Origin of the sequence: Ktedonobacter sp. SOSP1-85, from assembly GCF_016587415.1 — a bacterium.
Lineage (GTDB): Bacteria > Chloroflexota > Ktedonobacteria > Ktedonobacterales > Ktedonobacteraceae > Ktedonobacter.
Genome location: NZ_BNJI01000003.1, coordinates 1,525,993 through 1,544,531, shown reverse-complemented (window position 1 = coordinate 1,544,531; position 18,539 = coordinate 1,525,993). Strand labels below are relative to the sequence as shown.

Sequence of the window (18,539 nt, the reverse complement as noted above, 5' to 3'; positions counted from 1 at the left end):
CTCGAGATCTCATAGTTGTGTTAAGTGTCAGTCATTTTCACATTGGCTCGCAAGGGCAGCGCATCCAGTAGCAGAGGTCACCCGTACTATTTATATGCATACTACTTTTCAAGGAGGACACGGGTATGTACTGTAATGCTTGCGGTAAAAAGGTGAAGGATGGCGCGCACTTCTGCGAAAACTGCGGAGCATCGCTTCGGGAGCCTAATGCTATCGCTTCCTACGCATCTCAAGCACCCGGAAGGCGCAGTAGCGGGAACACGGCAGATCCCTACAAGGATCAGATCGCCGCGCTCAAGCTTGAGATCAAGCAGCTCAAACTTGAGATGAAACACGTAACCAGTGGCATGTCTAATACGCGCTCACAATACTATCAGACCGCCGCGTTTGTGCCTCATGGCCTGCTCAGGCTTGGCTATAAATGGTTCGAGGATCTCCGCCTGCTGGGTCCACAGCAGCAGAAACAGCGCCTACAGCAAGAGGTTATGCGCCTGGAACAGGAGCTGATCGACCTGCAACAGGCTCAGATGGAATGGAAAACAGGGAGACGAGGCTAGCCTCATCTCCCTGTTTTTTTCATGCTCAAACAAAATGTTAGGCCTGAGATGGCTCGCTCAAAACATCAGCCGGGGCCTCTTCGACAGAGTTCAAGTTGAGTTCAACCACTACGTCTTTGTTGCGCTTCTCGCTCTGCCCCCATATAAAGAAGACAATAGCGAGCAGCAGAATCACCACCAGCGGCGTAAACTGCGTCAACTCATAAGTCAGACGCGTCAGCCCCTTATAGTTTGCCACAGTATCGTCGGTGGGAATCAAGATGAAGTAGGTCGCAACTCCCGCGTACAAGAAGGTCAGGATTGTAACAACCCATGCCCCAACCATACCTCCAGGAACCTTGTACACACGCTTCACCTGGGGATACTTGTAGCGCAAGATGAGGAAGGCCGGGAAGACGAAGAGATAGGCCATCGTCGCCGTTGAGATAGAGAAACCAAGCACCAGGGTAAAGAGCGTCGCGATATTGGGATCGCTCGAGAATGAGTTGACAGCAATCGCGGCGGCCATGGCGATCGTGGCAACAATGCCCGACATAGTATTGACAACTATAGGCGTGCCAAACCTGCTGCTGAAGCGTCCCAGGAAGACAGGCGCAGTGCGATCAAGTGAGGCAATCGCGTACGTGCGATCGGCACCAATCAGCCAGGTACCACCACTGGAGGCCAGGCCGATAACCAGTGCCAGGGCCACCAGGAGTCCCAGGCCAGTAGCTACCGGAGCAGGAAGCACGCCAGAAACCACTTTAAAGGCACTCAAGAAACCTGTCGCGTTTGAGAGCTGTGATTTTGGCAGGGTAAAGAGAATGATGGCGACAGGAATGGCATAGGCCAGCGCCACACAGATGCCTGCACGAATGATAGAACGAGGAATGTCTCGCTGCGGATTATGCATCTCCTCGCCTGCGCCGTTCTGCGTCTCAAAACCAGCCCAGTTAAAGATCAGCACAGGAAGAATAACACTAAAGATCACACCTAAGTTGCCCGTAGGTACGAGATCGCCCAGCCCCAGATGCTCACCCGAGGAATGACCGCCAAAGAAGAAGACCAGTGCCAGAATACTAAAAACGGCGAAGAGCGCCAGTTTGGCGTAGGAGCCAAGAAGCGCCAACCACTTGCCCACGTGCAACGAGGTGATGGCGCACCAGGTCGTACCCCAGATAAAGACGAGGGCTACACCCATCTCCAGAAGCGCGTCGCTCAACGCACTCCCACCCCAGAGAACATCGGGATTGCCGAACCAGAAGGTCTTAATAGCGGCGATAGAGGTGACTGCCAGGGTACCACCAACCCACAGCGGATTAGAGATCCAGTATAGAATTGATGCGATGGCACCATAGAAGCGCCCACCTGCCAGTTTACACCACTCATAGACTCCTCCCTCTTGCGGGAAGGTGCTGCCCATTTCAGCGGTCAGCAGGCCATAGGGAATGAGGAAGGTGACTGCGGAGATCAAGAGCCAGGTTAAGGCCTGGCCACCATTGGAAGAGACCGCGCCAAGTGTATCTACATTGATAATGGCGGCGATGGTGTAAAAGACCAGGTCGAAAAGACGAAGTTCTTTACGTAGCTTCTTCTTTTCCTGTAGAGTTGCCTCGGTGGTGACTTCGCGGATACTCGTGTCCATACGAATGGTCTCCTTTTTTGGTCAGTGTAAACATGACATCTTCCCATGCAGACATACACTTGTACGTAACTAGTGGTAAGGATATGGTGGTGGGCTGGCTCCGCCAGCCCACCACCATATCCTTACCACTTTTAGACGGGGTCGCCGAAGATGGTGTAGTGCCAGCCTTTGCGTGCCTCGCCTGAGAGTTCGATCATGACGTGTTTGATCTGGGTGTACTCCTCGAAGGAGTAGAGCGACATGTCCTTGCCAATTCCGCTCTCCTTGTATCCTCCATGCGGCATCTCGGAGGCCAGGGGGAGATGGTCATTGACCCACACGGTGCCAAATTGCAGGGCCTTGCTGGCACGCATGGCTTTGTAGATGTCTTTCGTCCAGACCGAGGCGGCCAGGCCATACACCACCCCGTTCGCCTTGCGCAAGACCTCCTCCTCAGACGAGAAGCGACTCACGACCACCACGGGACCAAAGACTTCAGACTGTACAATCTCGGCGTCCTGCCGATCTTCCGCGATCACGGTTGGCTCGAAGAAGAAGCCCTTCTCAAAGCCAGGGATAGAGGCGCGTTTCCCGCCAGTCAGGATGTTCGCGCCCGCACGCAGAGCGCGCTCGACATAGCCTTCAACGGCATCGCGCTGCCTGGCAGAGATGAGCGATCCCATGTCAGTGCTCTCCTGGGTTGGATCACCAACACGAATCTGCTTGACCTTGCCCAAGAAGGACTCCATAAAGCGATCATAGATGCTTTCGTGGACATAGATGCGTGTCGCGGCGGTACAATCCTGGCCGCAGTTGACATAGCCGCCGACCACTGCGCCATATGCGCTGGCCTCAATATCCGCATCCTCATAGACGATAAAGGGGGCCTTGCCACCCAGCTCCAGGTGAACACGCTTGACCGTTTCGGCAGCGGCGCGCATGACATATTTACCGCTACGCGTGCTACCTGTGATCGAGACCATATTGACGCCTGGATGGCTCGCCAGGCTGGGAGCAACCTCAGGACCATCCGTGATGATATTGAGTACGCCATCAGGGATGCCTGCCTCCAGAGCCAGTTCACCCAGCTTCAAGGCGGTGAGGGGCGTCTCCGGCGAGGGCTTGAAGACGACACTATTGCCTGCCGCCAGGGCGGGTCCAATCTTCCAGGCTAGCATCATAAAGGGGTAGTTCCAGGGCGCCACAGAGGCCACGACGCCCACCGGCTCGCGCCGGATCACGCTGGTATGTCCTCCCGAGTATTCGCTGGCGGCAACGCCCGCGAGATGGCGAGCCGCGCCCGCGAAGAAGCGCAAGTTATCGATGGCAAAGGGAATATCACTATCGCGCGCCAGCTTGATGGGCTTACCAGTGTCAAGAGACTCAAGTTCGGCCAGTTCTCCCGCATGAGCCTCCACCAATGAGGCCAATTTCTCAAGCGTAGCGGCACGCGCACCGTGAGGCAGATTCGACCAGCGACCATCATTGAACGCTTCGCGGGCAGCCGCAACCGCATGCTGCATATCCTCAAGCGAACTCTCAGGAACCTGGGCGATGACTTCACCACTGGCTGGATTGAGGTCATCAACCACCTTGCCCGTGCTGCTTTTGACAAACTGCCCATTGATCAGCATATTGTATTCAGTCATAGCTGCTACCCTTTCAAATGACAGAAATACCTCTACGGGAGGCATCAGAGCTCCAGGGAGAATGCTAGCATGCCACTCTCTTAACATGACTGGCATGCTGGCATTGTTCCTCTCGCGCCAGGCAAGAGGAATGGACTCTATCAATATTAAGCTTAATCCGCCTGAGAAGGGGCGATTCCAGGACCCTCTTCAACCGACGTTCCCTCCAGCGGCAACGTCTTCAATACCTGCGGACGCCTCACCAGCATGTAAACAAAGTAGATCAAACCAAGCGCAAACATGACCAGAGAATAGAGCCAGGGCGTCTGAAACGAGGCATCGCGGAAGATGGACAGTTCAAAGACTAGCCAGACCAGCGCCAGGATCATCACTGGCCACTCAAACGCGCCCAGGCTGAAGCCTTGCGCTTTCGGCAGTTTGCGCCTGGTGCTGATATAGAGGATGACGGTCGCCAGATAGACAATCGCAGGCAGTAGCGAGGAGGCGCTGAACAGGTTCGTCAGGGTATTGGTCTGCGTGGCGAAGATTGCCAGGACAATCTCGATCACGATGCCACACAGAATCGTAGCGGCCAGGGGAGTGCTGGTATGGTTATCAACGCGCTGGAAGACGCGGTAGGCTGGGAAGCGCTCATCGCGCGACATGGCCCATACCAGGCGTGTCGCGGTAATGAAAATCACCAGGCCACAGGCAAAGATCGAGAAGGTCACCAGGATCAAGAAGATATCACCGACGACCGTACCCAGAGTCTGAGTTACAATATCGGCGACCGGAGTAGCCGAACCAGCCAGGGCCTTGAGATCGCCCGAAGCCAGATTCAGAGCAATCAGGAAAAACATACCGACGATGCCGCTTAAGACCACGGCGGTCCACATCGAGAATGGAACGACTTTGTGCGCATTCTCCGTCTCTTCGGCCAGGTTAGCGGCGGCCTCAAAGCCTACTATGGTATAAGAACCTAGCAAGAAGGAGAAAATAAACGGCCCGACGCTTGTCAGCGTGCCAAAGTTAAAGTAACCAGTTGCGGGGACAGCTCCCATGCTAAAGAGGTGATCTGGATGCAGACCACCACGCACCAGTCCAACGATCAACAAGAGCAAGGTCAGACCCACGATGCCAATCACTTCAGTACCAACGGCCGTGTTATTGATGCGCGTAGACCAGGCTGTGGAGAAGAGAATGAGAAGCATCTGCACCAGGACAATTGCAGCCGTCACAATCCATGCGTTGACCGGCGTCTCAGTATAGTGGAAGAGGCTCGGAAAAATCGTCTGTGCAATACCGTAGTCTACCGAAACAACAACGACGATCAGATAGGTGAACGAGAGCCAACCAATAAGCCAGCCAATTTTGGGGTTCGCCAGGCGCGACATCCATTGATAGGAGTAGCCTGCGATAGGAATGCGTGAGGCCAGGGCCGCGAAGACGAGGGCGACAAACAATTGACCAACCGCGACAAAGGGCCAGGTCCAGATTCCCAGGGGACCACCCCAGTTTAAAACGCCGCCATAGGTGGAGAAGATACCAGTGGTAATGGAGATAAACGAGAAGCCAACCGCGAATGAAGCGAAGCGTTTGAGGTCGCGACGAAACTCTTGCTTATAACCGTATTTTTGCAGGTTTGCCTCGGATTGACCCGAGGCGTTATCTACCAGTGACATGGTCTGTTCCTTTCGGTGTAAAGAATAGAAGATAATCAGGCCTGTCAGAAGCGCGAATATATGAAACGACGTTGTTTACTCTATGCGCTTTACCACAGGCTCCGACAACGCTGGGAGCCTGTGGTAGGGTATATACCTATACCAAGCTGGTAAGAAAACTTTTCCCTCCCTTCCCCAAGAGGTTTATTTCTGCTGCACGACTCCTTTTACCACGGCACGCAGGATCTCCAGCGAACGGGAGATAAGCGGCTCTTCAATCACCAGAGGCACCAGGATGCGTACGACATTCCCATAGAGACCAGCCTTGAGCAGCAATAATCCTTGCTCGCGTGCCTGCTTTACAATCTGGTCGACAAGCTCAGGGGCTGGCTCTTTGCTCTCGCGATCGCGCACGAACTCGAGAGCAAGCATCATACCCAGGCCGCGTACATCGCCGATCTCTGTGACCTCCTGCTGCAGTGCCTGGCACTGGCTTGAAAAGCGCTCCGCCAGTTGTTGCGAGCGCCCAAGCAGATTCTCCTGCTCGAAGACGTCTAGCACGGCCAGACCCGCCGCACAGGCCAGGGGATTGCCTGCGTATGTGCCACCCAGGCCACCTGGTTCGGGGGCGTCCATGATCTCGGCGCGACCAACCACAGCCGAGAGTGGGAGGCCGCCAGCCAGGCTCTTGGCCAGCACGACCAGATCAGGCTCTATGCCGCTATGCTCGATGGCGAACATCTTGCCCGTGCGCCCAAAGCCCGTCTGCACCTCGTCGGCGATCAGCAAGATACCGTGCTCCTGCGTAATGCGCCTCAGATCACGTAAGAACTCCACTGGCGCGGGTACAAAACCGCCCTCGCCAAGCACCGGCTCAATAATCACCGCCGCGATTCGCTCCGGCGTTACTTCGGTCAGCAGCATCTCCCGGAAGGCGTCCAGCGCTCGCTCGCTATTCCATCCACGATAATCGTAAGGATATGGCGCATGGTAGACTTCGGGAGCGAAGGGGCCAAAATTCTGCTTATAGGCCGTGGCCTTGCCTGTCAGGCTCATACCCATCAAGGTGCGACCGTGGAAGCTATGCGTGAAGGCGATGACTGCGGGTCGCTTTGTCGCGGCCCGCGCGATCTTGATCGCGTTTTCGACCGCCTCGGCACCCGTGGTCAAGAGAATCGTCTTTTTCGCTCCAGCCCCAGGAACCAGGGCATTCAAGCGCTCCGCCAGGCGCACATAGGACTCATACATGGCAACTTGAAAGCAGCTATGCGTCAAACGCTCTAGCTGGGCCTGCACGGCCTGGATCACTTTAGGATGACTATGACCGACATTGAGTACACCAATACCGCCCACAAAGTCGATGTACTCATTGCCGTCTATATCCCAGAGTTGGGCGCCCTGTGCGCGCGCGGCAAAAATAGGATGCGTGTTGGCCACTCCCCGTGGCACCTGGTCCCTACGGAGTTGCAACAGGGTCTCCGTACGAGATTGTTCTTTGAGCATGAGACCTCCCTCGCTCTCACAGCAGGTTTTTCTTTTAGATAGACGTATATTGAGAATATAGATGGAAATACGTAGAAAAACTAGTGCTTTGAGCGATAAAGTTTAAAGCGTCTTTTTATCTTGTAAAGATAAAAGATGAACGGCAAGCTGTAAACGGAAACGCGTCTCGGGGTCCGCGAGATCGAGCCTGGTAATATCGGAGGCCCGCGACAGGCGGTATTGCAGGGTTTTAGGATGCACCCCCATACGCTCGGCTACCATTGTAGAGTGAAAGCCTGTCTGCGCCCAGGTCAGCAAGGTTTCGCACAATACGTCGCCATTGCGCTGCTCCTTGAGCCGACCTAGAAGCATGTCAAGAAAAGCCTGCTTCGCATCCTGGTCCCCCACCAGGACGCGGGGCAGAAGCAGTGTCTCATAGTAACAGAACTTTTCGGCCGGTATATATGGCAGCAGGGAAAGTACCTCGCGATAACTACGCCGCACCCCCTCAATTCCAGCATAAGGCAGGCCAAAAGCCAGCGAGATTCCCTTCCCTTTTAAGACATCCCAGATGCGCTGACCAGCATGGCGCTCCGGCAGGAGGAAAATAATCTGGTTGAGCGTGACTGTCAGGAGGGGAGCAGTATCGAGAACGCGCAGGCGCTGCCTGAGTTGTACGACCAGCCGCTCGCGCCTGAGAAAGCCTTCGCGCGATAACGGGGTCGGCTCATCCAGCACGACCAGGCCAACCCGGTACTTGCTATCGGGCGAGAAACCTAACAGTTGGGCTCGCTCAAGTGCCTGAGGGGTTGCTTCAAAGCGACCCTCCAGCAGAGAGTCCAGGAAGGTATAGCCAAAGCGCGTCTCCAGCGAGACCAGTTCGCGTTGATGGGTAATATGCAGGGCCGCTACCATAGCCGCATGTTCCGCTGCCCGTACATCAAGCTCGCTCAGCTCCTGCTCGCCCTCGGTGATCCAGACGAAGCCCACTAGTTCGCCTTTGGGGCGAATGGGACAGATAATACAAGAGACCAGGCCAACCTCTGGAGCGGCAGGGATATGGAGCGATTCATTGCGCGTGCGCAGTTTCTGGAGATACCCCTGCTTCTCCAGATAGCCTATATACCCAGGCAGGCTCTGTTCAAGCGCGGGTAGAGTCTTCACAACACCCGGCTCTTGCGACTCATAAGCGGCAGTCGCCAGAACACAGGCGCTTTCATCCACGAAGGCAATCGTACGTTGAATCAGGCTGCTGAGCGTCCTGGCGAGATCCTGTAAACTGCCCGCCTGGAGCGCTGCGCGTGTAAGAGCGCGGTGAATAGCTTCAGAGTGTTCTATAACCCGGTATTGTTCGGCGAGGATAGCGCGATGTACATCTTCCGTAATGCGCGCGAAGGGGATATCCCAGGGAATTTCGAGGAGGGGCAATTGGGCCGCGTCGGCCTCCTCACGCGCCGCCTCGGAGAAGTGCTCAAAGAAATGAGGGACCGCCAGGCAGACACCGGCAAGGCCATGCTCGGCAAGCGCGCGTACAATAGCTCGCTCATCCGCTTCTTCCCGTGGCCAGGCATAGCCCGTGGTCAGCAGCAACTGTCCCGGGCGCACCCAGGGCAGAAAATCTGGCAAATCGGTAATATGCACCCAGCGCACATCGCGTTCCAACCCGCTTTCGCCTGCTACGACACGGGTACCTTCCAGCACAGGCAGTGAGAGGACATCAACAAGTTTCACAGGCTCAGCCTCCTCTTGAAGCCACTCTGCTACGGATGTAGGGGAACTGCTTTCATTATGCCATGCGGCTCTTCAATATACAATGCCTTCGCGCCTGCGGTGCTCAGGGGTAAGGTGTGTGCGTGGGAAAACGAGCAATGCCCGTTTTCCCACGCACACACCTTACCCGAGGCCCGTGTAGCAAGCTGTATGAAGGGCAATTAGTGCTCGCAGCAGTGATCATGGCTGCTGGTGGGCGGGGGCACGTCCAACGAGGGGTTGCGATCAAAGAAGCCGACTGGCTTGAGCATAAAGCCAATGTAGGTCGCGGGCATCACGGGCCAGTCCTCGGGGCGTGTTACATGGTGCGCATTCATGACATACCAGAGAACCACATCCGTATTCTCCAGGGAGCGATTGGCCTGGGTCCAGGCTGGCAGACCCTCGCCTCCCGCGTGCTGGTTAGGATAATCGCCCGCGGGATAGAGTTCCTTTTCATGGTATGGCGTGACCCAGAGATTTTTCTTGATAAAGCCAGCACGCTTCATGATGCTTGACTCTGGATGCAGGAAAGGCAGAGCATTATCGCCCGGCATCAGCTTATAGGCCACGGATTCACCCAGGCGATTCTGCACATTGGGGTTGGCGACCTTCCAGTAGCGTGCGGAGAAAGGGTCAATCGTCTGCTGAGCTTCGATCTCGGTCGCCAGCAGAGTCGACCTGGCGAAGAAGGCGTTCCCATAAGGATTCTCTGGCCCCAGCGGCTCGGCCTCGGTATGGACCTCGTACACAGAGTTGTTAATGCCATCGATCATCATATCCATACGGAGACAGAAGATATGCTGGTGAATAGGAGCATTGACCTGGGGCGCAACCAGTTGACCATACTTTGGCTTCACACCAGGAGGGACCGCACCCGTGCTCACGATACCAGTCAATTTGGCCTCGAACTCGATATTGCCATCCTGATAGAGATACCAGAAGAAACCATACTCATAGTTATCAATGGTAGCAATAAAGGAGATGACCAGGCGACGCGAGCGGCGCACCTCAGTCCGATCCACGCGCCAATCGGCATGCTTCCACAGGATACCGAAATCTTCTTCATGCATACAAATAGCGTTGGGTAAGCGTACAGGATTGCCGAAACCGTCTGTAACGAACGCGTCAAAATAGTGGATATAGCCCAGGCAGTCGCAGCCCAGTTCAAGCGCATTAGCCAGGATACCCACACCATATTCGCCGACATCAAAGGCTGTCTTGCGATAATGGCTGACGCCTGGATCACCATAGGGTACAACCATTTCAGCCAGGGATGCCCGGTACATGATAGGGCGTACCCGGCCCTGGTCCTCGTAGCCCAGCGTATGTAGCACCAGCCCTTCACGCGTGGTAAAGCCAATGCGGAAGCGCCACTTTTGCCAGCGTACCTCGTGTCCATGCACGCTAAAGCTCGGCCCCTCGGGCTGGGTAATCTGAATAGGCTTTAGATCGGTACGCATCTCTCCCACAGCCTCAGGTGTATACTCACCCGCCTCGGGCGGCACGGGAACAATGCCGTGGTCTTCGACTCGGATAACCACCATCTGGTTAACATCGATAAAGGCGATAATGCCTTCAATGGGACGGGCATAGCCATTATCCGTAGGATTGTGGCGCAAATACGCCAGAGAGCGCAGGATACGCCGTGTCCGCTCCTCCTCGTGGCCATAGTTGCCCACGGTCCAGGTATCGACCATCACCAGGCCCAGGTCGGTGATGCCACGCCTGCGCAGGGCCTCTTGAAACTCGGGATGCGCCTTGAGTACCTTCTCGCACTCCACGACCTCTTCAAAGAGCACGGCTGGCTGGACGCCGGGGATATGCTTCCAGCTCTTCACGCGCTTCTCCGTCACCGAGACCACGGCCTCATAGGTTGCCCCCGATGCTTTATCGAGTAGCACTATAAACGCCTCGCGCGCGATCTCGTCGCCCTCCTTAAAGTTCAGGACAATCTCTTTGGCTGGCTCATGCAGGTTCACCGAGACGAAACGCACATCCTCACTGAGTTGCTGCTCAGCACGCACTATGTCGACTGCGGCAGTAATCTCTTCAAGAGTAAGCGGCTCCAGAGGATGCAAGATTATCTCAGATGGAGAAAGGGCATCAGTGGCCTGGTGAATATCTGTCATAAGGACTTCCACCTCTTCTTTAATTAGTGAATCAAATATGGGGCTTCTACTAATATAGATGGAAATCAAAGAGAAAGCCATAGATAGCATAGATAAATTTAACGCCACTTCCTTATCTGAAAGAGATAAAAAAGTGGCGCTCTTTGCTTCTATTCCGCTCTAAAGCTATGCCCTTTGCGAGGTTTTCTGAGTGTGGCCCATAATAGCGTCAGCAGCCTCGCGATAGCCGCCCGTCTGCTGGATGGCGTGTTGCATCTCTTGCGCGCGTGCGCGGAAGCTGACATCCTGGCGGATATGCTCGACGGCCTCGCGTAGCTTCTGGGCGGAGTCAGGGCTAGACTCTAGCATAACACCCAGGCCCAGTTCCGAGACGCGGCGCGCCGTCATCTGCTGCTCAACCATCTGTGGAAGAACCACCATCGGCACACCATAATAGAGGCTCTCCATGGTACTGTTCATGCCACCATGCGTAACAAAGACGTCGGTATGCGCCAGGACCTCTAGCTGAGGAGTGTAGGCCGCGGCAATAAAGTTGGCAGGCAGTGGACCCAACTCGGCTGGCTGAACGCGTTTGCCATAGGAGAGCACCACCTTCTGCTCAGTTCCTCCAAAGGCTTCGATACAGCTCTTAAAGAACTCAAGCTGATTGTTAAAGACCGTTCCCATAGAGATGTAGAGCACCGGCGCGCCCTCAAGCTTCTCCAACGGGAAAGAGCTCTTCTCATGCCGTGGGCGAATTGAGGGACCGACAAAGACAAAACGCTCATCGAAGGTCTCGCCCGCGGGCTGAAAGGCTCTGGGTAGAAAAACGATATTGAGCGGCTCGGCATGGCCAAAGATCTCCTGAAGATCAAAGGGCGGAAGCTTATACTGCTCGCATAACGTGGCAATATCCTCACGGACCTGCTGCATAAATGGAGGCGGCACTGGGCCACGCGCTCCATTTCCCGGCCCCATCGGAAAGAGCTTTACATGCTCATTAACAGCATAGGATGGGCGCAACTGAATAGCTGGAATCTGCAATACCTGGGCCGCGATCCGCGCCCAGAGGCACATAGGATCATACAGAATTGCGTCTGGACGTTCCTGCCGCAGTTGCTCCAGGACCTGAGGGAGGATACGCTGGCTCTCCTTGATCATCCGAAATGGCAGGGCATTCTGGATCTGGAAGCCTGGTATCTGCCCTTCCCGGCCCATAGCCGGAGGCGCCATATTACTTAGATCTAGCTCATAGGGCCGGAACGTCGCGCCAACGGCCTCTACCGCGTCCTTAAACCCCTCCGGTACATAATAGATGACCTCTTCGCCCCGCGCCACCAACTCCTCCACCACCGGCAAGGTTGGATTGACATGCCCAAAACCTGGCACATTCGCAAGTATATATTTCATACTGTTTTGTAATACTCTCTTTCAAGCTGAAAGCTCTGACTATCTCCTCAGAAAACAACCACCTTTACCCTGCTCAAAGTATATAACATTACAATATATCGTATTGATAAGTGATGAGGTGTCTGATCTGGCTGCGGCGAATGCCACACCAGGATCACCTCATCACTTATTATCCTGAGCGCCGCAGGCGCGAGAGAGAAATTTCCCCTCTGGACGAAGCGCGTTCATGCTGCTATGCTAGGCAGCATGAACGCGTCAATCTTCTTTCAGGGCGGAACGCTAGTGCTGCGACATGTAGAGGCTAACGCATCCATTCCCCCACCATTTCAATTCATTAAAGGCCAGTGGCGCTGCGAAGCCTATCACTATTCCAGCATCCGCCCGTGGCTACAGGAGAACCAGGTGCGCGATGATGTTCCTCGCTGGAAACGCCTGGCGCTCAAGCTGCATGAGACACGAGAGCCGCATGACTACCAGCTAGCCGCCCTGGAGGCCTGGAAGCAGCATGAGCGACGCGGCAGCATCGTCCTACCCACGGGCGCGGGCAAGACCTTCCTGGCAATCCACGCCATCTACGAGATCAAGGCTTCGACGGTCATTATCGTGCCTACTATCTCCCTGGTTCACCAGTGGTATGCGCGCCTCGTCAATGCCTTCCAGGCGGAGATCGGCGTCTACTACAGCGGCGAGAAGCTAATTCAGCCCATTACCGTCACCACCTATCACTCCGCGGGCGACCTGATCGCTGCATCTGGAAATACCTTTCGCTTACTTATTTTTGATGAGGTGCATCACCTGCCTGCACGTACCTGGGGTGAGGCCGCTTTGATGGCGCCAGCCCCCTGCCGCCTGGGCTTGACCGCGACCTATCCCGAGGAGGAGGAACAGACCAATGGCCGCTGGCGCGTCGATGAACTGCTTGGACCCACCGTCTATAACCTTCCCTTGCGCGATCTAGTAGGCCAGCAGCTTGCAGACTACCGGACGGAGCGCATTCGCGTTAACCTGACGGAGGAGGAGCGCGCGGACTATGACGCCGCCTACGCCACCTATACCGACTTCATCCGCGAGCGTCGCTTACGCCGCAGTCATGGCCCACACTGGTTACGCGAACTCATGCGCCTCTCGGCCTTCGATACCCAGGCACGCCAGGCGCTCCTGGCGCGTCAACGCTTGCTTGAGATCACATGGAACTGCGAGGGCAAGTTTGTAGTCCTTGATGAGTTGCTACGCGAACACGCAGGCGAACGCATCCTGATCTTTACCGAGAGCAATGCCGTGGCCTATATGATCTCGCAGCAATGGCTCATTCCCGTGATCTCGCACGAGACCGGGGTCGCCGAGCGCAAACATATTCTGGATGCCTTCCAAAATGGCACCTACCAGGTGCTTGTGACCTCTAAAGTCCTGAATGAGGGTATAGATTTGCCTGCGGCCAAAATCGCCATCGTCCTGGGCGGCGGATCGAATAAGCGTGAGTACATCCAGCGCCTGGGGAGAATCCTGCGCAAGCAAGAGGAGCGGGAAGCCGTGCTTTTTGAGGTGCTTGTGCGTAAGACGATTGACGAGGGCAAGGCCCAGCGTCGTCATGTGCGGAAGGGAGATTAAGCATGCTCACCAGTGAGCTGATCCGGCCTCGCCTGCGCCACTCCGAGACCACGCTCTCGGTCGAGATGGTCGATCCAGAAGATCCCAAACTGCAACAGACGGCGCAAGAGCTAATCGATATCCTGCACAAACATGTGGGCCGCACACAGGAGGCCCTGGAGAAGGCCTTCGCTCTCTATGAGGGCGCACGGGTTGACTATGTCTTCCTGCGTGGCCTGGCCAAGGTGCTTATGGATGGCGCGACCTTTACTCCACGCACGACTCCCCTGCCACCCGCGAGCATTCGCGAACAGGCCTTCGCCTATGGCCCCGTCTTCAAACAACCCGATGTGTTCAGCCCCCGCAACCGCGAACAGGTACTTACAGAACTAGCGCAAACGCTCGCCATTGAACCAGGGCAGTTCGATTCTATGCTCTTCGCCGACCGCAATGCCTTCTATCTACTCACCGATGCTGGGCCTGCCTGGACACCTGCCAGCCTCCTCGCACGCTATAATCTTGAGCTGGCGCGCGGCGTCCTCTACTGGGCCTCGCACATTACCATCGAGGCCTTTAGCAACTACAAAGACTTATGGCATTTTATCAAGTTTTTCCAGCTCATGTTCTGGGCCGAGGCGCTGCCCGAGGGGGGATACCGCATTGAGCTAGATGGGCCGATCTCGCCCTTTGTCTCTTCGACGCTACGCTACGGGCGGCAGATGGCCGCCTTCCTACCCGCGCTCCTCTTATGCGACCAATGGCGACTACGTGCCTCTGTCCACCCGCCACAGGCACGCCAGGAGCTGCGTTACCACCTGGACTACACCTCGGAGCTCCGCTCACATTTCAAAGCCTCCGGTCCCTTTGATAGCCGCCTGGAGGCCGACTTCGCCCACGACTTTGAGCAAAAAATTGGCCAGAAACGCAAGCACTGGCGTCTTGAGCGCGAGAGCGAGGTGCTGCTCCTGGGCGATACCGTGATGATACCAGACTTCACCTTTATTGACGAGCAGGATGAGACGCGCCGCGTCCTTGTGGAGTTGGTTGGCTTCTGGCACCCCACCTACCTGCGGCGCAAAATCGAGAAGGTGAAAGCTGCACAGTGCAAGCACCTGCTCTTACTGGTGTATAAGGGCCTGAACGTCACCGAAGAGGATTTTCAGGAAACGGAGAGCGAGGTCCTCTTCTTCCAGCAGAAGCCCGTACTCAAAGATGTCATGGAGCTTGTCGAGACCATGGCTGAGCGCGTGTATGGTCCCCGACAAGCGCAAACACGTAAACGTAAACGTAAGTAGAGTTGCTACTCTACGACTAGCACAACCTTGCCCTTCACCTTACGCTCCATCATATCTCGTAGTGCCTCGGGGGCACGCTCAAGTGGATACTTTGCCGAGATCAGAGGCTTGACCTTGCCAGCTTGCAACCAGGCAAAGAGTTCGCTTAAATACTCCTGGTTGCGCTGTGGCTCGCGGGCCGTGAACGAACCCCAGAAGACCCCAACAATCGAGCAGCCTTTGAGGAGCGTGAGATTGAGTGGGATGCGTGGAATCTCGCCCGTGGTAAAGCCCACGACCAGATAGCGCCCGCCCCAGGCCATGCCGCGCAGCGCGGGTTCCGCGTAAGCCCCACCCACCGGATCGTAGACCACGTCCACGCCCTCGCCATTCGTCAGGGTTTTGATACGCTCACGCAGGTCCTCGCTGATATAGTTAATGACCTCGTCCGCGCCATATTGCCTGCATATTTCCAGTTTGTCCGCGCTGGAGGCGGCGGCGATGACGCGCGCTCCCATGGCTTTTCCAAGCTCTACCGCAGCCAGGCCCACGCCTCCCGCAGCTCCCAGTACAAGCAGGGTCTCGCCTGGCTGAAGCTGCGCTCGCCCTTTGAGGGCGTAATGCGAGGTGCCATACGCGAGCACAAAAGAGGCCGCCAGGGGAAAATCTACTTGCGGCGGCATGGGAATAAGCTGCGAGGCCTCAGCCACAACCTCCTCGGCGAAGCCACCATGCCCCGTGAAGACGATAACCGGGTCGCCTACCTTCACTGACGCTACGCCCGGTCCAACCTCTTTCACAATACCCGCGATCTCGCTGCCCGGTGAAAATGGCAGGGGTGGCTTGAACTGATACTTCCCTTGAATGATCAGGGTATCAGGAAAATTCACGCCACATGCCTTGACTGAGACGACGACCTGGCCCGCGCCCGCCTGCAATGGCTCAAGCTCCTCAACGACCAGGCTTTCAGGCGGACCATATGTCTTACATATAACGGCCTTCATAAACATACTCCTTCTCAACATCGAGAAATAAGCATCTATCTTTATCTATTGGCATTGTACCATGAGGCTAGATTTATCACCGCTTGCCACATACGTATGCTCCTGATATGATACGAACTAAAATGGAAGGTTTCAAGCGGCATGGACAGTCATCAAACCTCGCCACGTGCAAGAATTTTGTTAACTGGTGCTGCCGGGGGGATTGGCTCAGCCTTTTTCGCTGCCACCTCCTCGCGGTATATGTTTCGCCTGGCAGATAAAGCACCGCTTACTCTGCCTGAAGAACTAGTAAAGGAGCACGAAGTCATCACGCTGGATATCGCCGATCCCCTGGCATGCCAGGAGGCATGCCGCGATATCGATATCGTGGTCCACCTGGCGGCTGACCCTAGTCCCGAGGCTGATTTTTACTCGTCACTCCTCCCCAACAATATCCAGGGCGTCTACAACATCTTTCGTGCCGCTAAAGACCAGGGATGCCAGCGCGTGGTTTTAGCCAGTAGCGTGCATGTTTTCTCAGGCTATGCGGAGGATATACAGGGGCACATCGAGACTCCTGTCCGGCCTGGCAATATGTATGGGGTGAGTAAATGCTTTGGTGAGGCTGTGGCCACCTATTTCGCGCATAGTGAGGGCCTCTCAAGTATCGCAATCCGTATTGGCGCCTATACGAGAAACGGCGTTGTTCCTGAGTGGATGCATAAATACCCAGATCCACGTGGATTGAGCGTATATCTTAGTGAACGTGACTTTAACCAGCTCCTCATTGGTTGCATTGAGACCCCCAATATCCCCTTTGCCATCGTTCACGGTATCTCCGATAATCACCTGAAACGCCTGAATATCAACAGCACTCGCGAACTCGTCGGCTACGCTCCCCAGGATGACGCCTTTGACCTCTTTGAAGAGATCCTCCAGGCCTGGTTACAGAACAAATAAACCATAAGCAAAAAGCGGTGCTTGCTCACATAGCATATGTGGCTATATGGGCAAGCACCGCCGCTCAGGAGGCTGGTTGTGACGATAGGCAGCTTATGAAACCGTATTAGCGCGCCAGGCTTCAAGCAGTGCGCTGTACCAGAGGCCACTATCCTTGATAATCCGGCGCTGCGTCTGGTAGTCCACATAGACGATGCCAAAACGCTTGGCATAGCCCTCGGCCCACTCAAAATTGTCCATCAGGGACCAGACGAAATAGCCGCGCACGGGCGCTCCCTGCTCAAGCGCGCTAGCAAGCGCGCCAATATACTCCTGCATGTAGGCAACGCGCCGGGGATCATGTACCTGGTCGCCGCTATCCCAGTTATCCTTAAAGGCAGCGCCATTCTCCGTAACATAGAGGGCTTGCATGCCATACTCGCGGTGCAGGCGGATCAACAAGTCAGCCAGGGCCTGGGGATAGATCTCCCAGCCCATCTCGGTATAGCACGCTCCGGGAACGGGCCCTACCTTGATCGACTCATCAGCGCGCGCGGGCGTAGTCCCCCCACGCACGACATCGCGCGTGTAGTTGTTCACACCCAAGAAGTCTATAGGTGCCCCAATGAGTTCAAGATCTCCAGCCTGGACAGGAGGAGGCTCAACTTCCAGGGCAGCAAAGAGGCCATCAGGATACTGTCCCCGGGCAAGCGGCTCGATAAACCAGCGATTGACGAAGAGGTCCGCACGCTCGGCATCGCGCAGAGTCTCAGCACGCTCATCGGCAGGATAAATGGGGGTGAAATTGAGTGAGATGCCTACTGGAACGTTGGGCGCACTATTAGCGCGCAGGCGCGGCAGGGCCAGGCCATGCGCAAGCAAGAGATGATGGCCTGCATCTATGGCCTGTTGCAGGTCCTGCGCCCCTGGCGCGTGAATCCCGATACCATAGCCTAGATAGGCCGAACACCACGGCTCGTTGAGGGTCATCCAGCCAGCCACGCGGTCTCCCAGGCGTCGGGCGACGATCTCAGCGTACTCGGCATAGGCGTAGGCCGTAGCGCGATTCGTCCAGCCTCCCTCCTGGTGTAGCGCCAGGGGCAGGTCCCAGTGATAGAGCGTGGCGAAAGGGGTAATGCCCTTGGTAAGCAATGTATCTACCAGGCGATCATAAAAATCCAACCCGGCGGCATTGACGGCGCCTCGCCCCTGGGGAATAACACGCGGCCAGGCGATAGAGAAACGATAGCCGCCCAGGCCCAGTTGCGCCATTAGTTCTACATCTTCTTGCACCAGGTGATAGTGGTTATTCGCGATAGCGCCATTATCACCTTGATGCACCTTGCCCGGGATAGCCGCAAACATATCCCAGATGGAGGGTTCGCGGCCATCTTCCTGGGCCGCGCCTTCAATCTGATAGGCCGCCGTCGCCGCACCCCAGACAAAGTTCTTTGGAAAGGCCCTTGCTAAGGCCAGGTCGGCGGATGATAACGTCTGGATCTGTTCTGTGCTACTCATGTATGCTCCTGTCTCTCCATATGTGGGCATAGGAGTT

General features: G+C 55.8%; 13 protein-coding genes. 4 read left to right on the top strand and 9 right to left on the bottom strand.

Going from position 1 to position 18,539, the window contains the following annotated elements; translation table 11 throughout:
• Positions 1–125: 125 nt before the first annotated feature.
• Entirely contained in the window at positions 126–557 is a 432-nt protein-coding gene (locus KTE_RS44720; RefSeq protein ID WP_201393710.1) for a zinc ribbon domain-containing protein, read from the top strand.
• A 37-nt stretch (positions 558–594) separates the two neighbouring features.
• Here KTE_RS44720 and KTE_RS44715 read toward each other — a convergent pair whose 3' ends face one another.
• From KTE_RS44715 to KTE_RS44685, 7 genes are all read right to left on the bottom strand, one after another.
• A complete protein-coding gene (locus KTE_RS44715) occupies positions 595–2,181 on the bottom strand; it encodes an APC family permease (protein ID WP_201393709.1) in 1,587 nt (528 codons plus the stop codon).
• 131 nt (positions 2,182–2,312) lie between these two features.
• Positions 2,313–3,809: a gamma-aminobutyraldehyde dehydrogenase gene (locus KTE_RS44710; protein ID WP_201393708.1), complete on the bottom strand. Its 1,497-nt coding sequence runs from the start codon at positions 3,807–3,809 to the stop codon at positions 2,313–2,315.
• A gap of 152 nt (positions 3,810–3,961) precedes the next feature.
• Complete coding sequence (locus KTE_RS44705; protein WP_201393707.1) at positions 3,962–5,470, bottom strand: amino acid permease; 1,509 nt, start codon at positions 5,468–5,470, stop codon at positions 3,962–3,964.
• A 183-nt stretch (positions 5,471–5,653) separates the two neighbouring features.
• Entirely contained in the window at positions 5,654–6,952 is a 1,299-nt protein-coding gene (gabT, locus tag KTE_RS44700; protein WP_201393706.1) for a 4-aminobutyrate--2-oxoglutarate transaminase, read from the bottom strand.
• A 102-nt stretch (positions 6,953–7,054) separates the two neighbouring features.
• Positions 7,055–8,662: a PucR family transcriptional regulator gene (locus tag KTE_RS44695; protein WP_201393705.1), complete on the bottom strand. Its 1,608-nt coding sequence runs from the start codon at positions 8,660–8,662 to the stop codon at positions 7,055–7,057.
• Positions 8,663–8,862: 200 nt separating this feature from the next.
• Complete coding sequence (locus tag KTE_RS44690) at positions 8,863–10,812, bottom strand: primary-amine oxidase (protein WP_201393704.1); 1,950 nt, start codon at positions 10,810–10,812, stop codon at positions 8,863–8,865.
• Between the two features lie 165 nt (positions 10,813–10,977).
• A complete protein-coding gene (locus KTE_RS44685) occupies positions 10,978–12,201 on the bottom strand; it encodes a macrolide family glycosyltransferase (RefSeq protein ID WP_201393703.1) in 1,224 nt (407 codons plus the stop codon).
• Between the two features lie 246 nt (positions 12,202–12,447).
• On the opposite strand from KTE_RS44685, the gene KTE_RS44680 reads away from it, so the two are divergent.
• On the top strand, positions 12,448–13,809 hold the full coding sequence (locus KTE_RS44680) for a DEAD/DEAH box helicase (RefSeq protein ID WP_201393702.1): 1,362 nt from the start codon (positions 12,448–12,450) through the stop codon (positions 13,807–13,809).
• A gap of 2 nt (positions 13,810–13,811) precedes the next feature.
• Complete coding sequence (locus KTE_RS44675) at positions 13,812–15,083, top strand: DUF790 family protein (protein WP_201393701.1); 1,272 nt, start codon at positions 13,812–13,814, stop codon at positions 15,081–15,083.
• A gap of 5 nt (positions 15,084–15,088) precedes the next feature.
• On the opposite strand, the gene KTE_RS44670 is transcribed toward KTE_RS44675, so the two are convergent.
• A complete protein-coding gene (locus tag KTE_RS44670) occupies positions 15,089–16,066 on the bottom strand; it encodes an NADPH:quinone oxidoreductase family protein (RefSeq protein ID WP_201393700.1) in 978 nt (325 codons plus the stop codon).
• A gap of 141 nt (positions 16,067–16,207) precedes the next feature.
• On the opposite strand from KTE_RS44670, the gene KTE_RS44665 reads away from it, so the two are divergent.
• Positions 16,208–17,005 (top strand): NAD(P)-dependent oxidoreductase, encoded by a 798-nt coding sequence (locus KTE_RS44665; protein WP_201393699.1) that lies wholly within the window; start codon positions 16,208–16,210, stop codon positions 17,003–17,005.
• A 93-nt stretch (positions 17,006–17,098) separates the two neighbouring features.
• Here KTE_RS44665 and KTE_RS44660 read toward each other — a convergent pair whose 3' ends face one another.
• A complete protein-coding gene (locus tag KTE_RS44660; protein WP_201393698.1) occupies positions 17,099–18,502 on the bottom strand; it encodes a GH1 family beta-glucosidase in 1,404 nt (467 codons plus the stop codon).
• Positions 18,503–18,539: the final 37 nt, after the last annotated feature.

What these genes read in the sequence shown, in the direction of transcription:
- KTE_RS44710 (WP_201393708.1), bottom strand. Translation starts at nt 3,809, where the DNA reads ATGACTGAATACAATATGCTGATCAATGGGCAGTTTGTCAAAAGCAGC.
- KTE_RS44660 (WP_201393698.1), bottom strand. Translation starts at nt 18,502, where the DNA reads ATGAGTAGCACAGAACAGATCCAGACGTTATCATCCGCCGACCTGGCC.
- KTE_RS44675 (WP_201393701.1), top strand. Translation starts at nt 13,812, where the DNA reads ATGCTCACCAGTGAGCTGATCCGGCCTCGCCTGCGCCACTCCGAGACC.
- KTE_RS44720 (WP_201393710.1), top strand. Translation starts at nt 126, where the DNA reads ATGTACTGTAATGCTTGCGGTAAAAAGGTGAAGGATGGCGCGCACTTC.
- KTE_RS44665 (WP_201393699.1), top strand. Translation starts at nt 16,208, where the DNA reads ATGGACAGTCATCAAACCTCGCCACGTGCAAGAATTTTGTTAACTGGT.
- KTE_RS44705 (WP_201393707.1), bottom strand. Translation starts at nt 5,470, where the DNA reads ATGTCACTGGTAGATAACGCCTCGGGTCAATCCGAGGCAAACCTGCAA.
- KTE_RS44670 (WP_201393700.1), bottom strand. Translation starts at nt 16,066, where the DNA reads ATGAAGGCCGTTATATGTAAGACATATGGTCCGCCTGAAAGCCTGGTC.
- KTE_RS44690 (WP_201393704.1), bottom strand. Translation starts at nt 10,812, where the DNA reads ATGACAGATATTCACCAGGCCACTGATGCCCTTTCTCCATCTGAGATA.
- gabT (WP_201393706.1), bottom strand. Translation starts at nt 6,952, where the DNA reads ATGCTCAAAGAACAATCTCGTACGGAGACCCTGTTGCAACTCCGTAGG.
- KTE_RS44685 (WP_201393703.1), bottom strand. Translation starts at nt 12,201, where the DNA reads ATGAAATATATACTTGCGAATGTGCCAGGTTTTGGGCATGTCAATCCA.
- KTE_RS44680 (WP_201393702.1), top strand. Translation starts at nt 12,448, where the DNA reads ATGAACGCGTCAATCTTCTTTCAGGGCGGAACGCTAGTGCTGCGACAT.
- KTE_RS44715 (WP_201393709.1), bottom strand. Translation starts at nt 2,181, where the DNA reads ATGGACACGAGTATCCGCGAAGTCACCACCGAGGCAACTCTACAGGAA.